Genomic DNA, 16624 nt, shown 5'->3' with positions numbered 1-16624 from the left:
GCCTGGCGGCTTTAGCGCGGTGGTCCCACCTGACCCCATGCCGAACTCAGAAGTGAAACGCCGTAGCGCCGATGGTAGTGTGGGGCCTCCCCATGCGAGAGTAGGGAACTGCCAGGCATCAAATTTGTTCCTTTTCCTCTGGCAGGGAAAATAACGGGAACAGGCGGCTATCAGCCGGTTGCTGATAAGCGTGAAAGAATCGGTGGAGCGGTAGTTCAGTTGGTTAGAATACCTGCCTGTCACGCAGGGGGTCGCGGGTTCGAGCCCCGTCCGTTCCGCCACTTAATTGGAAAGCCCTGACTTAACGGTCAGGGCTTTTTCCATTGCAGCAAATTCATCGCGGAAAAAGTATCCGCGCTGATTATCTTCGATCTCCAGGATCATACTGTAGCAACAGACCCCGATAAGGCCTGCTCTTATAGATGTCACGTGCGCCACGGCTGCGCAGCTGTCCACTCATTGAGAAAATCGATAAAAGCCCGCACACGCTGGCTTACTCCGATATCGCTGTAGTAGACCGCATTGAAGGGCATCTCGACCGGCAGACGCTGATCGGCCAGCACTTCCACCAGTGATCCCTCCGCGACCTCACGATCAATCATATAGTCTGACAGGCAGGCAATCCCATTGCCGGTAAGACAGAGCTGCTTAATTGTCTCTCCGCTATTCGAAGAGATAGCCCAGTCGATGTCATAAAGTTCGCCGCTTTCACGTGCAATGGGCCAGCGATTGAGCCTCGGGGACTCTTCGAAGCCAAGACAATGATGGTTATCCAGATCGGTCACCTTTTGTGGGACACCGTGCTCATGGAGATAGGCAGGGGAGGCGACAACTTTGCGAAAACTATTGAACAGTAATCTGGCGCGTAGTGTTGAGTCCGTGAGATTGCCAGCACGAATCGCAATATCCACTTTCCGTTCAATCAGATTGATAAAACTCTCAGATGAGATTAACGAAAGCGTCACCCCGGGATAGCGCTGGCGAAAGGGCTTAACCATCGGCATCAGCAAATGCAGAATAACCGGTGTCGCGGCATCAACGCGCAGTAACCCTTTGGGCTCCTGTAAGCTTTCTATCAAATCGCTTTCTGCGGTCGTCATCTCCTGCAAAAAATGCTGAACATGGCGGAAATAGCGTTCACCTTCCTGCGTAAGTGCCAGCTGTCGCGTGGTACGGGTTAGCAGAGCAATGCCCAGCTTGTTTTCCAGTTTTTTTATGGTTCTGCTGACGGCAGAATTAGCCATCTGCAACTGCTCAGCAGCGCGGCTGAAACTTCCACTCTCTACTACACTGACAAACACTTTGAGTTCGTCAGAAGATGCCTTCATTCTTCCTCCCTGGCATGTCGCAGATATTTAGCTATTTTATGGACGATTATACTGGCATAACTCCAGTACAGGCGTCCTCAATGATGACACCGTTGATGTGGCCAGGTTCTGCCTCGTTTAGCTTAGCGAGCTTAAAGTAACGCCTTATTCTGGAAAAGCGTGATGAATTCTGACATTCACCTGCATCCATTGAAACATCGGTCTAGAATCCCTATAACAGACAGGTGTTAACTGTATTTTTGAATTATCAGCCAGGCGGGAAAGTGCGTAAAAAAACTTATGCAATGCGATATGTAGCAGGACAACCAGTGGAGCAGATTTTTCCACCTGGCGCGATGCTCCATCTCGGCCAGGCACTGCCACCCGGCGCACCGTTGCCCGCGCATCCAAACCTTAAAGTTCTGGTATGGAATATCTTCAAGCAGCAGCGTGCAGACTGGATGTCAGTGCTGGAAGGATTTGGTAAGGATGCCCATCTGGTGTTACTGCAGGAAGCGCAGACCACACCTGAACTGGTGCAGTTTGCCACCAGTAATTATCTGGCTGCCGATCAGGTGCCTGCCTTTGTGCTGCCTCAGCATCCCTCTGGCGTAATGACCCTCGCTTCTGCCCATCCGGTCTATTGTTGCCCCTTACGCGAACGTGAGCCTCTGCTGAGGCTGTCAAAATCGGCGCTGGTTACGGCTTATCCTCTGCCTGCGGGAGAAATGCTGATGGTGGTTAACATCCATGCGGTTAACTTCAGCCTGGGTGTCGACGTCTACAGTAAACAGCTGGGGCCTATCGGCGAGCAGATCATGCATCATCAGGGACCGGTCATCATGGCCGGGGATTTCAATGCCTGGAGCCGTCAGCGCATCAATGCGCTCTACCGGTTTGCACAGCGGATGAAGCTGGAAGAGGTGATGTTTACGGCCGATCATCGCCGCAAAGCGTTTGGTCGCCCGCTGGATTTCGTCTTCTATCGCGATCTCAGAGTGAGTGAGGCATCCGTACTGGTGACGCGCGCTTCCGATCATAACCCGTTACTGGTGGAGTTTAGCTCAGGAAGCTAATCCGGTGCATTGAATGTGCCTGCAGAAGAAGAAGCGGGCAGGGTAATGAGTAAATCGTGGCAGATGGATGAAAGAAAAAGGCTGACAATTGTCAGCCTTTTCAACGTATCAGGTATCAGGTGTAGCGTTATTATTCACAAACAGCGTTAAGTTATCGCCGGGCTGAATATCTTTCGCACTGTCCAGCACACTGTTCCAGCGCATCACGTCCTTGATATTGACGCCGTGATGACGGGCAATACTGTCAAGAGAATCACCCTTACGAACACGATAGGTGATGCTGTTGCCGTTATCAGCCAGTCGGGTGCCGTTCGAACCGATGGTCAGCGTCTGACCCGGTCGGATATCAGCACCGCGCAGGTTGTTTTCCTGCTTCAGTGTCGAGACGCTAACGCCAAGTTTAGCGGCGATACCCGAAAGCGTATCACCCCGTCGCACTTTGTACCCGCCACTCGCGCTGGCTTTCGCAAGCTGCACAGGCTGTACCGCTGCGATGTCACCGGAGGCCAGTGAGTTACGCAATTTCGCGACGTTCGACTTCGGCACCATAATGTAGTGCGGGCCGTTAGGCGCTGTTGCACCGCCTTTGTAGCCGGTATTGAAGCTCTTCAGTTTCGTGAGCGACATACCCGCCATTTCGGCAGCCTGCGTCAGCTGTATCTGCTGACCCACTTCCACTCGTGCCAGAGCACGACTTTCATTCGGTGTCGGCAGTTTGATACCGTAACGCTTGTTATTTTTGAGCAGTTCACTCAAGGCTAACATTTTAGGCACATACACGGTGGTTTCGCGTGGCAGCGATAAATGCCAGAAGTCAGTCGGCTTACCGCGCGCCTTATTCTGCTTAATCGCTTTGAGCACCCGTCCTTCACCACTGTTGTAAGCAGCAATGGTCAGTAACCAGTCACCGTCAAACATGGTATTAAGACGCTGCATCATATCCAGCGCAACTTTCGTGGATGCGACTACATCACGTCGCCCATCGTAATACTGGTTTTGTTTCAAACCATAGTTTCGACCCGTAGCTGCAACAATCTGCCAGATACCAGCGGCATTGGCGGATGAGGTTGCGCGAGGGTCAAAAGCGCTCTCCACTATGGGTAGCAGTACCAGTTCCATCGGCATTTTACGTTTCTGTATCTGCTCGACTATCCAGTACATGTACGGCTCTGCCCGTAATGTTACATCGTGGAGATAGCTCTTATTTTTTAAAAATTTACTTTTTTGTTCGCGGATTGCCGGGTTTTCCGGAATCCCCATCTTCAACTCGTCACTAATGAAACTCCAGAGATCTGCGTCTGCTGCGAGGCCAGTTCCATCTTCCTGCCATCGCGGCGACAAAAACTCGTCTCCGTACTTTCCATTTTCACCTTGACCAGCTGAAGACAGACTCTGTGCATGCTGTTCGGGGATATTGGCATCGTTCCTGGACGCCTGACATCCTACCAGCAAGACTGAGGCGAGTAAGATCGCTTTAGCCTTCATGTGTGTGTCAATAGTTCGCTTAAAAGACGAGCAACTATACGTGACGACTTTTCACAACACAACCCGAAAAATCAAAAAGCGTCTTTCTTCTCGCGTAGAACGGCAAATGTCCGCCATACTGGTTCATCAGTAATGTTAACGTTTAATGCCCTTTTTAAATCAATATCTTGCGTACGAAGAAATAAATTTATTGACCGTTCGTGCGCCAGTTTTGTTGGCAAAGTAATGCCATTTTCGGCGCGTAAGTCCTTAATTTTCTGGTATTCGGCCGTTATTTGCGGGTCATGGGGCAGAATAGCCGCAGCAAACTTCAGATTGGATAAAGTATATTCATGCGCACAGCAGACTAAAGTCTCACCTGGTAGCTGGTTAAGCTTTTGAAAGGAATCATACATCTGCTCTGGAGTGCCTTCAAAAAGGCGTCCGCACCCGCCTGAAAAGAGAGTGTCGCCACAGAAAAGATAAGGCGAGCTGTAATATGAGATATGTCCTAAAGTGTGACCAGGAGTATGGATCACTCTGAAGGTCAGGCCCAGTACGGTGACTTTATCGCCTTCGCTGACTATCGTCCTGGCCCCTTTCGCTTCGGTTTCCCGAGGGCCGTAAACCTCAAGGTCAGGGAAGTGCTCACATAATGTTTTCACGCCGCCCGTATGGTCGTTATGGTGGTGAGTCAACAGAATGGCGACTGGCTGCCAGCCGTTTGACGCCATTTTTTCTAACACTGGCTGAGCTTCGCCGGGATCAACGATCAGGCATTTACCCTCATCATCATTCAGCGTCCAGATGTAGTTGTCCTGCAACGCAGGAATACTGGTAAGATTCATCATCACCTCTCGCAGGTCGTAGGAAAAGGAAGAGCGTAAAGCATGAAGCCCGCTAAATCACGCCAGGTTCTGAACGCACCGCTGTCCTGGCGTAACATGCCGTGGGGAGATTATTTCCGCGACGCGCTAACGCAGCAGCTTCAGCCTTATCTCGGAAAGCTTTATGGCTTTCATATGCTTAAGCTTGGCAACCTCAGCGCAGAAATCAACACCGAAAACTGTGCTATTTCACATCAGGTCAATGTGGGCAGCGAAGGCGAGCTATTACAGGTGCGGGCTGACCCGATGCAATTGCCGTTTGAGTCGAAGTCGATTGATGCCTGTCTGCTTGCCCATACGCTTGCCTGGAGTCAGGATCCTCACCGGGTGTTACGCGAAGTAGACAGGGTATTAATCGACGATGGCTGGATGATCATCAGCGGCTTCAATCCTTTCAGCCTGCTCGGCGTTAGTAAAATGGTACCGGGATTAACTCGTAAAGCCCCCTGGAGCGGGCGGATGTTCAGCCAGATGCGATTGCTCGACTGGCTGGGACTACTGAATTATGAGGTGGTCTACCGCACCCGATTTCAGGTGCTGCCATGGCATCAGCAGGGCGGGAAACTGATCAGCGCCCACTTACCGGCGCTGGGGTGTCTTAATATTGTGGTGGCGCGCAAGCGAACCTTCCCGCTGCTGCCGACCCGGGCAAAGAAGAGCCTGAGTACCAGCAAGATTCGTCAGACGGTCAATGCCACACGTCAGTTCCGGAAAGCAGAGGATCAGGACTCGGCTTTATAGCCGATATCCTCAAAAGCAGGATTTTCCGCCGCGCTGCGGGCCAGCACATCGCAGCGCTCGTTTTCCGGGTGTCCGGCATGGCCTTTAACCCACTCCCACTGAATCTTATGGGTACTGAGGGCTAAGTCGAGACGCTGCCAGAGATCGACATTCTTCACCGGCTTTTTATCGGCGGTTTTCCAGCCACGCTTTTTCCAGTTGTGGATCCAGCTGGTAATACCCTGACGTACATACTGACTGTCGGTGCTGAGCACCACATCGCACGGCTGGGTCAGCGCCTCAAGCGAGACAATCGCCGCCATCAGCTCCATCCGGTTGTTAGTGGTAAGGCGATAGCCCGCGCTGAAGGTTTTCTCATGCTGACCGTAGCGTAAAATCGCCCCGTAACCGCCGGGACCGGGATTTCCAAGACAGGATCCATCGGTGAATATCTCTACCTGTTTGCGCATCTCTGGTAGACTTCCTCTTAAAAAACGCCAAGTCTGACATAAAACGGGTCTTATGAGCACTGCAAATAACCGCCAGATCGTTCTCGATACTGAAACCACCGGCATGAACATGATCGGGGTACATTATGAGGGGCACCGCATCATTGAGATTGGTGCGGTAGAGGTGATTAACCGTCGCCTGACCGGTAACAATTTCCATATGTATCTCAAGCCCGATCGGCTGGTCGATCCCGAAGCTTTTGGCGTCCACGGCATTGCCGATGAGTTTCTGGCCGACAAGCCCGCCTTCAGCGAAATCGCCGATGAGTTTCTCGACTACATTCGCGGTGCCGAATTAGTCATCCATAACGCGCCGTTTGATATCGGCTTTATGGATTACGAATTTTCAAAGCTGAATCGCGGCATTGAGAAAACCGAAACCTTCTGCAAAATTACCGACAGCCTGGCACTGGCGCGTCGAATGTTTCCCGGCAAGCGTAACAGCCTTGATGCGCTCTGCTCACGTTACGAAATAGACAACACCAAACGAACCCTGCACGGCGCACTGCTCGATGCCGAGATTCTGGCAGAAGTGTTCCTGACCATGACCGGCGGGCAGACCTCTCTCTCCTTTTTATCGGAGAGTGAAAGCGCCCGACAGGCTCAGGGAGAGAGCATCCAGCGCATCGTGCGTCCCGCTTCTGCACTGCGTGTGGTCACGGCCAGCGAAGAAGAGGTGGTTGCTCATGAATCCCGTCTGGATCTGGTGATGAAAAAAGGCGGCAGCTGTCTGTGGCGCGGCTGAATTGCGTGATTTTGTTGAGAAAATCAGCGGTAAGCTGAAAAAAACAGCAAACGATTTGTTCGGTCGGAAAAAGCATTGACGTCGTAACAGGCTGCCATTACTATGCGCCTCGTTCCCGACGGGGAACAAAGCGCGGAGCGGTAGTTCAGTTGGTTAGAATACCTGCCTGTCACGCAGGGGGTCGCGGGTTCGAGCCCCGTCCGTTCCGCCAATCTCTTTAAAAAAGCCGATTCAGAAATGAATCGGCTTTTTGCTGTCTGCTATTCAGCCGCGGCTTGCTTCTTCTGCGCCATTCCCTCGCTATGCCAGCGGGTCACATCCTCCGCCTCGCGATCTTCACGGGCGATAAAGCGATAGCAGCCTGCCGCCAGACCGGCACCAATAAACCAGCTGAAGTTCGCTACCTGATGCAGGGAAGGGATAAAGCTAATCACCAGGCAAATTGCCACCGACGGCAGCAGCGCGCCAATCGCTTTAGGGTTAAAGCCACCGCGATACCAGTAACGGCCTGCAGGTGTGTCGTTAAACAGATCGTCGACCGAAATACGTCCACGTTTAATCAGATAGAAATCGGTCAGCAGAATCCCGAACAGCGGCCCGATAAACGATCCCAGCACATCCAGCGTGTAGTGAATCAGCTCAGGCGACTGGAACAGGTTCCATGGTGTTAACAGCACCGAGCCAACGGCAGCGATCATGCCACCAGTACGGAAGCTGATTTTCTGCGGTGAACAGTTGGAGAAGTCAAAAGCGGGTGAAACGAAATTCGCCACGATATTGATGCCGATAGTGGCAGTAATCATGGTCAGCAGACCGATCGCAACGGCCAGATCGTTGCCAACCATGCTCACGGTTTCGATGGGATCGGTAATCATTTTGCCAAACAGCGACTGCGTGCCTGACACAATCACCACCGTCACCACAGAGAACAGCAGGAAGTTAAACGGCAGGCCCCAGCGGTTGCCGCGGCGAATCTCTGACATGTTCTTGCCGTAGCGTGAAAAGTCACCGAAGTTCAGCAGCGGCCCGGAGAAGTAGGAGACCACCAACGCCGTGGCCGTAATCATCTGCCACGTTTGCTCGCCCGCGGTCAGCGATTTGCTTGCCAGGGTAAAGGAGATCCCGTCAAAGCCGGTCTTGTATACAATCCAGCCCGCCAGCGCGACCATCACCACATAAACCGCTGGTCCAGCGACATCGATAAACCGTTTAATGGCGTTCATGCCGTGCCAGAACACCATCGCCTGCAGTAACCACATCACCCCGAAACAGCACCAGCCCAGCAGCGACAGGCCCAGCCAGTGCGGCACGGTCATCGACGTCAGAGAAGGCACGAACTTCAGCAGCACCAGCATCAGGGCGTTCGCCGCCAGATAAGTCTGGATGCCATACCAGGCGAAGGCGATTAGCCCGCGAATGACTGCTGGAATATTGGCACCAAATACGCCAAACGCCTGACGGCAAATCACCGCATAAGGCACGCCCGCCATCTGGCTCGGTTTCGCCACCAGATTCGCACAGATCTGCACGATGCAGATCCCGGCGAGCAGGCAAAGCAACACCTGCCAGCTGGCTAGTCCCAGCGTGAAGAAACTGGCGGCCACCACATAGCCGCCCATACTGTGCACATCGGACATCCAGAAAGAGAAAATGTTGTACCACGACCAGTTCTGATCGCGTGTCGGTGCCAGGTCGTCGTTACAGAGCCGTGGGCTGTAACGGGCACTGGCTTCAGAGGCCGTGCTGGCCACCGTTGATTGATTTGGCATGAAACCTGCTCCTGTACCTGAAAGTGGAATGAATAATCTGGTAGGACGGTATTGCAGGATTCAGGCCAGATCTCTTTTCTTGTATACAATATTTAATTTTCACGTATACGATATGTAGCACACAGCGAGTGACCGGAGCAGGTAATGACGAGTAAAACAGGCCAGCGAGACGCCACCAGGCTGCAGGATAAGGATGAAGGGATCTATCAGGCGTTAATGAACGCCATTGTTGAACATCAGCTACCGCCGGGCAGCAAATTGCCGGAAGAGGCCCTTTCCGGGGTCTTTGGTGTAAGCCGCACCGGCATCCGTAAAGTGCTGCAACGCCTCGCGGCGGTGCAGATGGTGACGCTGACGCCCAAACGTGGTGCGCAGGTGGCGACACCCGGAGTTGAAGAGGCGCGGGACATCTTCTCAACCCGCAGTTTAATGGAGTGCGCTAATCTGCCCGCGGTACTGGCGCATCTGCAGCCTCCCCATCTGGTGGCGCTGGAGCAGCTCATCGAGCAGGAGAACCAGGCGCTTGCCGATCAGGATGGTCCGGCAGCGATCCGGCTCTCTGCGGCATTTCATATCCAGCTGCAGGCGATCTCCGGCAATCAGGTGCTTACCGGCATGGTGACCAGCCTGACGCAGCGCTCCTCGCTGGTGATCGCCGCCTATGGCGCGCCCTGGCAGCGCGGCTGCCGCTGTGACGATCACGACAATCTGCTGAAGTTACTGCGCGCGCGCGCGCAGGAACCGCTGACGCAGGCGCTACAACATCACTTTGAGCATATCGTCTCCAGCCTGCACTTTGAGCGCAGCGGGGAAACCCTGCCCGATTTCTCCCGACTGTTTGCCGCAAACTCTGGAGCTGCCTCATGAGTCTGATTCAGGTGATTAACCCCAACACCAGCCTGGCGATGACCGAAACCATCGGCCAGGCCGCCCGTGCCGTCGCCGCGCCGGGTACCGAAATTCTGGCGGTTTCGCCGTCGCAGGGTGTGCCCTCCATTGAAGGCCACTTCGATGAGGCGATCGCCGCCATCGGTGTGCTGGAGCAGATCAGGCTCGGCAGGGAACAGGGCGTCAGCGGTCACGTCATCGCCTGCTTTGGCGATCCGGGTTTACTGGCAGCACGTGAGCTGGCCAGCGGACCGGTGATTGGCATTGCGGAAGCGGCGATGCACACCGCCACGCTGCTGGCGACGCGTTTCTCTATTGTCACCACGCTGCCGCGCACCCTGGTGATTGCGCGTCATCTGCTGCAGCAGTATGGCTTTACCCATCACTGTGCCGCGCTGCATGCCATCGATCTGCCAGTACTGGCACTGGAGGATGGCAGCGGCCTGGCGCAGGAAAAAGTGCGGCAGCGCTGCATTCAGGCGAAGCGGGAAGATGGCAGCGGGGCGATTGTGCTGGGCTGTGGCGGAATGGCGACGCTGGCTGCTTCGCTGACCCAGGAACTGGGCCTGCCAGTGATCGATGGTGTCAGTGCAGCAGTAAAAATGGTCGAATCGCTGGTGGCGCTTGGCTTTGGCACCAGCAAACATGGCGATCTGGCCTGGCCTTTGCAGAAACCTCTCTCAGGTGCGTTTCAGCATCTAAACTAACGGAACTTTCCCGAATCCCGAAAGGAAGCCAGTGATGACTGACGCTGCAGAGAAGAAAGAGTACAGCTTTAACAAAAACTATCCGCGCGATTTAATCGGTTATGGCGCTAATCCGCCACACGCCGCCTGGCCCAACAACAGCCGTGTGGCGGTGCAGTTTGTTCTGAACTACGAAGAAGGCGCTGAAAACAGCGTGCTGCATGGCGATGCCGGCTCGGAGCAGTTTCTCTCCGATATCATCGGTGCAGCGAGCTATACCGATCGGCACATGTCGATGGAGTCGCTGTATGAGTACGGCTCCCGCGCCGGATTCTGGCGCATCCACAATGAATTTCAGAAACGCGGTCTGCCATTAACCGTGTTTGGCGTGGCGATGGCGCTGGCACGTCATCCGGAAGTCGTTGAGGCGATTAAACAGGCGGATTACGATGTGGTCAGCCACGGCTGGCGCTGGATCCACTATCAGGGTATGGATGCAAAAACTGAACGTCAGCATATGCAGCAGGCGGTCGATGTGCTGGTGGATCTGTTTGGTAAAGCGCCGACCGGCTGGTACACCGGCCGCGACAGCCCGAACACCCGTCGGCTGGTGGTGGAGCAGGGCGGTTTCAGCTACGACAGCGACTACTACGGCGACGATCTGCCGTTCTGGACCCAGGTCACCTGTCAGGATGGCACGGTGAAACCGCACCTGATTATCCCCTATACCCTGGAGTGCAACGACATGCGCTTTGCCTCGCCGCAGGGGTTTAACACCGCCGAACAGTTCTTTACCTATCTGCGTGATACGTTCGATGTGCTGTATGAAGAGGGTGAAACCGCGCCGAAGATGATGTCGATCGGCATGCATTGTCGCCTGCTGGGCCGTCCTGGCAAATTCCGCGCGCTGCAGAACTTCCTTGATCACATCCAGCAGCATGACGATGTCTGGATCTGTACCCGCCAGCAGATCGCCGACCACTGGATCACCACGCACCCGGCACCGTAAGCCGGTTCCGGCGCTTGCCCCTGTTGAGCGGGCGAAGCGCCGGACAGTGTCAGCTCATCAGACTGACCTGCGCCGCCACGATGCACCAGCCGTGGGGCATTCGCACCCAGGTCTGCTGCTGACGGCCAATTTTATCGCTACCGGTGCGGGTAAATTCAGTGCTGCAGACCGCATAATTCTCACCAAAAGTGGTAATCACGGTGTTGCGCAGCGTCCGGTTCAGCCCGGCTGACGGACGCGCGGCACGGAAGGCCCGAATCTCATCAATGCCATACAGGTTCTCACCCGCGCCAAGGCGCACGGTTCGCGGGTCGTGCCAGAACAGGGCATCCAGTTCGGCCACATCATTGCTGACCAGCGCCTGCTCGTAGCGATAAAACTGCGCCGTCACCTCGGTAAGCACCTGCGGTAAATTAATCTCTCTGTTCATCAGGCTCCTGCCATATTGATTTGCGGCATCGTGATGCCGCGTTGTTCCAGTGTCCAGGCGGCACGTAACACCGCCTCTTCGTTAAACGGACGGGCGATAAGCTGTAATCCAATCGGCAGACCACTTCGGGTCGCCAGCGGCACGGTACAGACCGGTAATCCCAGGAAGGAGATCGGCTGCGTCAGCATCCCCATGCTCGCCTTAGCAGGCAGCGATTCGCCCTGAATCGTCAGGGTCTGCTGACCGATAGTGATCGCGCTGCAGGGCGTCGCCGGCGCGATCAGCACATCGAAGCGATCAAACAGCGGTAACACCTGCTGCTGGAAATGACGACGGAAGCGCTGCGCCTGCACGTACCAGGCACCTGGCATCATGGCACCCGCCAGCAGACGCTCACGGGAGTTTGGTTCAAACTGCTCCGGTATCTGACGCAGGGCAGGGAGATAGTGATTGCCACCTTCTGCGGCGGTCATGATAAACGCCGCCGAGCGGGCCACCTCTGCGTCCGGCATCAGCACCTCTTCCTGGGCTTCAAGCGCTGCCGCAACCACCGCGACGGCAGCGCGGGCATCCTCATCGCACCAGCGGGCAAAAAAGCCACCCAGCACGCCGCAGCGTAATCCTTCGCTGCCCAGTGACAGCCCCGGCAGCGTCGCGGCCACCGGACGATCGGCCTGAAACGTATCGGTGTGGTCTGCGCCCTGTAACAGATCATATACCAGCGCCAGGTCTTCAACCCGCCGCGCCAGCGGCCCGATGTGATCGAGGCTGGCAACAAACGGATGACTGCCGCTGCGAGATAACCGGCCAAAGGTCGGCTTAAGACCAAAAATACCGCACAGCGACGCGGGCACCCGAATCGAACCGTTGGTGTCGGTGCCGAGCGAAAAGTGGACCAGCCCGGCGGCTACCGCGGCGGCCGAACCGCCTGACGAACCGCCCGCCACGCGGCTGAGATCGCGCGGATTGTGGGTCGCACCATAATGGCTGTTTTCGGTGGTAAAACCATACGCGTAGGCATCCATGTTCAGCATGCCCGACAGCAGCGCGCCAGCATGCCGCAGTTTTCCGACGGCAAACGCATCGGCCTGTGCCGCAGGGCGATCGCGGAACAGGCTGGCACCGGCCAGCGTGCTGTGACCCGCCACATCAAACAGGTTTTTCACCGCATACGGGATGCCCGCCAGCGGGGGCAGCTTGTCGCCACGCTGCCGCTGCGCATCAATGGCGCTGGCCTCTTTTAACATGCGCGGCCCGGTGACCTCCGTCCAGGCATTCAGCGCCGGATTATGCTGCTCAACTGCCTGCAGCGTTCGCTTTGCCACTTCCAGTGCGCTGATCTCACCCTGCTGGATAGCCTGTTGCAGCGTCTGAATTGAAACGTCACCTAATCTCATGCCTGGTATACTCCTGCCACTTCCAGTCGTTCATCCAGCGGAAACGCCATCAGCGGCGCAGCCATCACCGCGATACGCGACAGCTGGATCAGCAGTTCAGCGCGACGCGCGTCATCCAGTTCCAGTTGCAGGATCTGCTCCATATGGCCGATGTAGCTGGCCCACTCGTGTTGATTCATGATTCGCTCCTGTTAAAAACCGGCGGCGCTGCCGTTACTGCGCGGATCGCTTGCGCCCTCGAACATGCCGTTGCTGTGGCGCACAATCGCGCCCGCATGGCCCACGGATTCGCTGAAATCCGGCAGCATTTCCACCTCATGGCCCCACAGACGCAGCATCAATACCGTTTCATCGTCAAAGCGGCCTTCCAGTTTCAGCGAGTCTGACGATTGCCCCCAGGTACGGCCCAGCAGCCAGCGCGGCGCACTGACCGCCTGTTGCAGCGGCAGGCCCTGAATCACATGGCGGGTGAAAATCGCCGCCTGGGTCTGCGGCTGTCCATCGCCGCCCATCGCGCCATACACCATTGTCCGGCCATCTTTCAGCCGTGCGGCGGCGGGATTCAGGGTATGAAACGGCTGCTTGCCGGGCGCAAGGGCCAGCAGATGCTCAGGGTCGAGGCTGAACGCCGCGCCCCGGTTCTGCCAGGTAACGCCCGTGCCGGGCAGCACCACACCACTGCCAAACTCGTGATAGATGCTCTGAATAAAAGAGACAGCCAGACCGCTGCTGTCCATTACGCCCATCCAGACCGTATCGCCCGGTCCGCGTCCGCTGCCCCAGGCGGCGGCCTCGCCATCGGCGATCTGGCTGGCGAGCGTGGCGAGGTGATCGCTTTCCAGCAGCGCCTGCAAATCTTCGGTGACGTGACGCGGATCGGTGATGTGTTTGTCGCGCAGGGCAAAGGCTTTTTTGGTGGCTTCAACGATGCGATGCACCGTCTGTGCGTCGTCAGCCTCGGCCATCTCCAGGCGATCGGTGATGCCGAGGATCGCCAGCGACACGACGCCCTGGGTCGGCGGAGCGATATTCCAGATGTCGCCTTCGCTGTGGGCGAGATGCAGCGGAGTCGTGCGACGGGCGCGATGCTGCTGCAGATCGGACAGCGTCACCGGCATGCCCAGCGTCGCCATCTCGTCGGCCATATGGTGAGCCAGCGGACCGCGATAAAAGCTGTCGAGTCCCTCTTCGGTGAGCTGGCTCAGGGTATTCGCCAGCGCGGGCTGGGTAAAACGGCTGCCCGGCTGCGGCACATCGCCGTCGGGCATAAAATGGGCACTAAAGCCGGGCTGATGCTGCAACTCACTGCGGAAGTTCGTGGTCGCGGCGGTCTGTGAGGCGCTCACCGGAATGCCGTCGGCGGCGTAGCGAATCGCATCCCGCAGCAGACGGGCCAGCGGCAGTGGCGGGGTGCCCATCTCCGCAGAGAGCGTCAGGGCCTCCTGCCAGCCGCTGACCGTACCGGCCACCGTCAGCGCCGCTTTCGGCCCACGATGGGGGATCTTCGGGTGATCGGCGTAAAAATCGCGGTGAGCCAGCGAACCGGCGGCACCGCTGGCGTCGATAGCGACAGGGCCGCCGCCGGGCGGCAGAATCAGCCAGAAGCCATCGCCGCCCAGTCCGTTCATGTGCGGATAGACCACAGCGATAGTCGCGGCAGCGGCTACCATCGCTTCAATGGCATTACCGCCATCACGCAGCACCGCGAGCGCACTTTCACTCGCCAGATGGTGTGGCGTTACCGCCATCCCCTGCGGGGCCATATTGCTTTGAATCATCTTTTTCTCGTTCTTTGGGTGACAGAACCCATAACAAAGCAAGAGCTGTTCCAGTTTTCATGCTCCGCTGACGATGCACCGGTTAACCTGGCGTAAATTGTGCTAGCTTCTGCTGAAACAAAAGTTACAGGACGCCTTATGAAACAGCTTGATGAACGACTCAGAAGTCACTATGCCCAGCTCTCTCCGCAGGAGCAGCGTATTGCCGACTTCGTGTTTGACCACTTCGATGATCTGATCAGCTACAACAGCGCCGAGCTGGCGCGGCTCAGTGGCGTGTCGAAAGCCACAGTCAGTCGACTGTTTAAGCGTCTGGGCTATGAGAAGTACAAGGATATGCGTGATGAGCTTCGCATCCTGCGCCAGAGCGGCATGCCGCTGACCGATAACCGGGATGCGGTGCAGGGCAATACGCTGCTGGCACGTCATTACAAGCAGGAGATGGCTAATCTGACGCAGTGGGTAAACAGCCTGGATGCCCGGCACTTTAACGAGGTGATTCAGCAGCTGGCGCAGGCTAAACGTCTCTTTATCATCGGCATGCGCAACGCCTATCCGGTAGCGCTGCATCTGCGACAGCAGCTGGTACAGGCGCGTTCGCAGGTGCATATTCTGCCGCAGCCGGGCCAGACGCTGGCTGAGGAGCTGGTGGATATCACGCCGGACGATATGGTCATTGTGATGGCGTTTCGTCGTCGTCCGCGCATCATTCGCCCACTGATGCAGCAGCTGCAGACGGCTGGCATCCCGCTGCTGGCGCTGTGTGAGCCACAGGCGCAGACGGTGATTGCGCTGACACGCTGGCAGCTCTGTACGCCGCTCGACAGCGTTTCCGCCTTCGACAGTTACAGTGCCGCCATGAGCCTGGTTAACCTGATCGCCAATGCGCTGCTGCATGAAATGCTGGCACAGGGACGCCAGCGGATTCATCAGATCGCCGACCTTTACCAGCAGTTTGACGAGCTGGAGCACCGTTAACAGGCACCGTTTTGGTGCTTTGCCCCATTTCAGAACACCCCTTCCGCGGCGTGATTGCCCCGATTACGCCCTATTTCCGTAGAACTCTCTGTCGCTTAACCCTTTTTCTGTTGCCGCCCGGATTGGCACATTAGTTGCAGATTGCTTGTCAAAGAATCTTTTGTTTCACGTTAATCTCACCGGGGTGCATAATGAAAAAAGTTTTGATGGCGGTTGCGACAGCGGCATTACTGATGGCACAAACGGGCAGTGCGCTGGCCGATCAATTGCAGGATATCCAGAAGCGCGGCGTCATCCGCGTCGCCGTGCCGCAGGATTTCCCGCCGTTTGGCTCGGTCGGCACTGACCTGCAGCCGCAGGGATATGACATCGACACGGCGAAATATCTGGCAAAGCAGATGAAACTTAAGTTGCAGCTGGTGCCGGTCAGCAGTGCCAACCGCGTGCCTTATCTGCAAACCGACAAGGTCGATCTGGTTATCTCCAGCATGGGTAAAAACCCCGAGCGTGAAAAGGTGATCGACTTTACCCGCGCCTATGCGCCGTTCTTTCTGGGCGTCTTCGGTCCGAAAGGCGATGAAATTAAAGCGGCGTCGGCTCTGAGCGGCAAGTCGATTGGCGTCACGCGCGGTGCGGTAGAGGACATGGTGCTCAGCGAAGTGGCCCCGAAAGATGCGCAGGTGAAACGCTATGAAGACAACAACACCACCTTGTCTGCGTATCTCTCCGGTCAGGTGCAGTATGTTGCGACCGGCAACCTGGTCGTCGCCGCCATTGCGCGCCAGAATCCGGCCAAAGCGCCCGTCGCGCAGTTTATGCTGAAAGATTCACCCTGCTTTATCGGCCTGAAGAAAGATGAGCCTGCGCTGAAAGCGAAAGTGAATGAACTGATTGAGCAGGGCATTAAAGATGGCACGCTGAATAAACTCTCTGAAGAGTGGCTGAAAGCACCGCTGCCTGCGAACCTCGGCGCCTGAGGAC

17 protein-coding genes, 2 tRNA genes and 1 rRNA gene are annotated in these 16624 nt (G+C 56.2%); 11 read left to right on the top strand and 9 right to left on the bottom strand.

Features of this window, described 5'->3' with window-relative positions; all coding sequences use genetic code 11:
• Position 1 precedes the first annotated feature (1 nt).
• Positions 2–117: ribosomal RNA gene (gene rrf, locus ACTJKZ_RS10295) — 5S ribosomal RNA — on the top strand.
• Positions 118–204: 87 nt separating this feature from the next.
• A tRNA-Asp gene (locus ACTJKZ_RS10290) sits at positions 205–281 on the top strand.
• 144 nt (positions 282–425) lie between these two features.
• Here the strand turns inward: ACTJKZ_RS10290 and yafC are convergent.
• Complete coding sequence (gene yafC / locus ACTJKZ_RS10285) at positions 426–1328, bottom strand: DNA-binding transcriptional regulator YafC (RefSeq protein WP_440829506.1); 903 nt, start codon at positions 1326–1328, stop codon at positions 426–428.
• A gap of 263 nt (positions 1329–1591) precedes the next feature.
• On the opposite strand from yafC, the gene ACTJKZ_RS10280 reads away from it, so the two are divergent.
• A complete protein-coding gene (locus ACTJKZ_RS10280) occupies positions 1592–2383 on the top strand; it encodes an endonuclease/exonuclease/phosphatase family protein (protein WP_161734552.1) in 792 nt (263 codons plus the stop codon).
• A 108-nt stretch (positions 2384–2491) separates the two neighbouring features.
• Here the strand turns inward: ACTJKZ_RS10280 and mltD are convergent, their stop codons facing one another.
• Both mltD and gloB read right to left on the bottom strand, forming a co-directional pair.
• Positions 2492–3868 carry a murein transglycosylase D gene (gene mltD / locus ACTJKZ_RS10275; RefSeq protein WP_013356866.1) on the bottom strand — a complete coding sequence of 459 codons (1377 nt, stop codon included), beginning with the start codon at positions 3866–3868 and terminating at the stop codon, positions 2492–2494.
• A gap of 71 nt (positions 3869–3939) precedes the next feature.
• Complete coding sequence (gloB, locus tag ACTJKZ_RS10270) at positions 3940–4695, bottom strand: hydroxyacylglutathione hydrolase (protein WP_440829524.1); 756 nt, start codon at positions 4693–4695, stop codon at positions 3940–3942.
• 42 nt (positions 4696–4737) lie between these two features.
• On the opposite strand from gloB, the gene ACTJKZ_RS10265 reads away from it, so the two are divergent.
• The gene (locus tag ACTJKZ_RS10265) at positions 4738–5475 is read left to right on the top strand and encodes a class I SAM-dependent methyltransferase (protein ID WP_150012952.1); all 738 of its coding nucleotides are present in this window, start codon (positions 4738–4740) and stop codon (positions 5473–5475) included.
• Here ACTJKZ_RS10265 and rnhA read toward each other — a convergent pair.
• Complete coding sequence (gene rnhA / locus ACTJKZ_RS10260) at positions 5457–6023, bottom strand: ribonuclease HI (protein ID WP_161734560.1); 567 nt, start codon at positions 6021–6023, stop codon at positions 5457–5459. The genes ACTJKZ_RS10265 and rnhA overlap by 19 nt on opposite strands.
• On the opposite strand from rnhA, the gene dnaQ reads away from it, so the two are divergent.
• Together dnaQ and ACTJKZ_RS10250 are read left to right on the top strand one after the other, a co-directional pair.
• Positions 5977–6708, top strand: coding sequence for a DNA polymerase III subunit epsilon (gene dnaQ, locus ACTJKZ_RS10255; protein WP_013356870.1), 732 nt, complete (start codon positions 5977–5979; stop codon positions 6706–6708). The two genes, rnhA and dnaQ, sit on opposite strands and share 47 nt — an antisense overlap.
• 134 nt (positions 6709–6842) lie before the next feature.
• Positions 6843–6919 (top strand) — tRNA-Asp (locus tag ACTJKZ_RS10250).
• Positions 6920–6968: 49 nt separating this feature from the next.
• Here the strand turns inward: ACTJKZ_RS10250 and ACTJKZ_RS10245 are convergent.
• Positions 6969–8477: an NCS1 family nucleobase:cation symporter-1 gene (locus ACTJKZ_RS10245; RefSeq protein ID WP_253421131.1), complete on the bottom strand. Its 1509-nt coding sequence runs from the start codon at positions 8475–8477 to the stop codon at positions 6969–6971.
• A gap of 144 nt (positions 8478–8621) precedes the next feature.
• On the opposite strand from ACTJKZ_RS10245, the gene ACTJKZ_RS10240 reads away from it, so the two are divergent.
• Genes ACTJKZ_RS10240 through puuE form a run of 3 tightly spaced genes read left to right on the top strand, consistent with a single transcriptional unit; the run spans position 8622 to position 11060 of the window.
• Positions 8622–9344, top strand: coding sequence for a GntR family transcriptional regulator (locus ACTJKZ_RS10240; RefSeq protein ID WP_222924499.1), 723 nt, complete (start codon positions 8622–8624; stop codon positions 9342–9344).
• Positions 9341–10072 (top strand): allantoin racemase, encoded by a 732-nt coding sequence (gene hpxA / locus ACTJKZ_RS10235; protein ID WP_161734546.1) that lies wholly within the window; start codon positions 9341–9343, stop codon positions 10070–10072. The genes ACTJKZ_RS10240 and hpxA overlap by 4 nt, the downstream gene beginning before the upstream one ends.
• A gap of 34 nt (positions 10073–10106) precedes the next feature.
• Positions 10107–11060: an allantoinase PuuE gene (gene puuE / locus ACTJKZ_RS10230; protein ID WP_161734544.1), complete on the top strand. Its 954-nt coding sequence runs from the start codon at positions 10107–10109 to the stop codon at positions 11058–11060.
• A 49-nt stretch (positions 11061–11109) separates the two neighbouring features.
• Here the strand turns inward: puuE and hpxZ are convergent, their stop codons facing one another.
• From hpxZ to ACTJKZ_RS10210, 4 genes are read right to left on the bottom strand one after another with little or no spacing between them, the layout of a single operon-like run.
• Positions 11110–11490 (bottom strand): oxalurate catabolism protein HpxZ, encoded by a 381-nt coding sequence (hpxZ, locus tag ACTJKZ_RS10225; RefSeq protein WP_161734541.1) that lies wholly within the window; start codon positions 11488–11490, stop codon positions 11110–11112.
• Positions 11490–12887 (bottom strand): AtzE family amidohydrolase, encoded by a 1398-nt coding sequence (locus ACTJKZ_RS10220; protein ID WP_161734539.1) that lies wholly within the window; start codon positions 12885–12887, stop codon positions 11490–11492. The genes hpxZ and ACTJKZ_RS10220 overlap by 1 nt, the downstream gene beginning before the upstream one ends.
• Entirely contained in the window at positions 12884–13066 is a 183-nt protein-coding gene (gene hpxX, locus ACTJKZ_RS10215; RefSeq protein ID WP_161734537.1) for an oxalurate catabolism protein HpxX, read from the bottom strand. The genes ACTJKZ_RS10220 and hpxX overlap by 4 nt, the downstream gene beginning before the upstream one ends.
• Before the next feature lie 12 nt (positions 13067–13078).
• Complete coding sequence (locus tag ACTJKZ_RS10210) at positions 13079–14665, bottom strand: gamma-glutamyltransferase family protein (protein ID WP_161734535.1); 1587 nt, start codon at positions 14663–14665, stop codon at positions 13079–13081.
• Between the two features lie 138 nt (positions 14666–14803).
• On the opposite strand from ACTJKZ_RS10210, the gene hpxU reads away from it, so the two are divergent.
• Both hpxU and ACTJKZ_RS10200 read left to right on the top strand, forming a co-directional pair.
• Positions 14804–15643, top strand: coding sequence for a MurR/RpiR family transcriptional regulator HpxU (gene hpxU, locus ACTJKZ_RS10205; protein WP_161734533.1), 840 nt, complete (start codon positions 14804–14806; stop codon positions 15641–15643).
• A gap of 191 nt (positions 15644–15834) precedes the next feature.
• Positions 15835–16620 carry a transporter substrate-binding domain-containing protein gene (locus ACTJKZ_RS10200; protein ID WP_161734531.1) on the top strand — a complete coding sequence of 262 codons (786 nt, stop codon included), beginning with the start codon at positions 15835–15837 and terminating at the stop codon, positions 16618–16620.
• Positions 16621–16624: the final 4 nt, after the last annotated feature.

It is taken from the genome of Pantoea sp. 22096 (assembly GCF_052045955.1).
Classification (GTDB): Bacteria; Pseudomonadota; Gammaproteobacteria; order Enterobacterales; family Enterobacteriaceae; genus Pantoea; species Pantoea alfalfae.
This window is presented reverse-complemented; position numbering and strand designations above follow the sequence as displayed.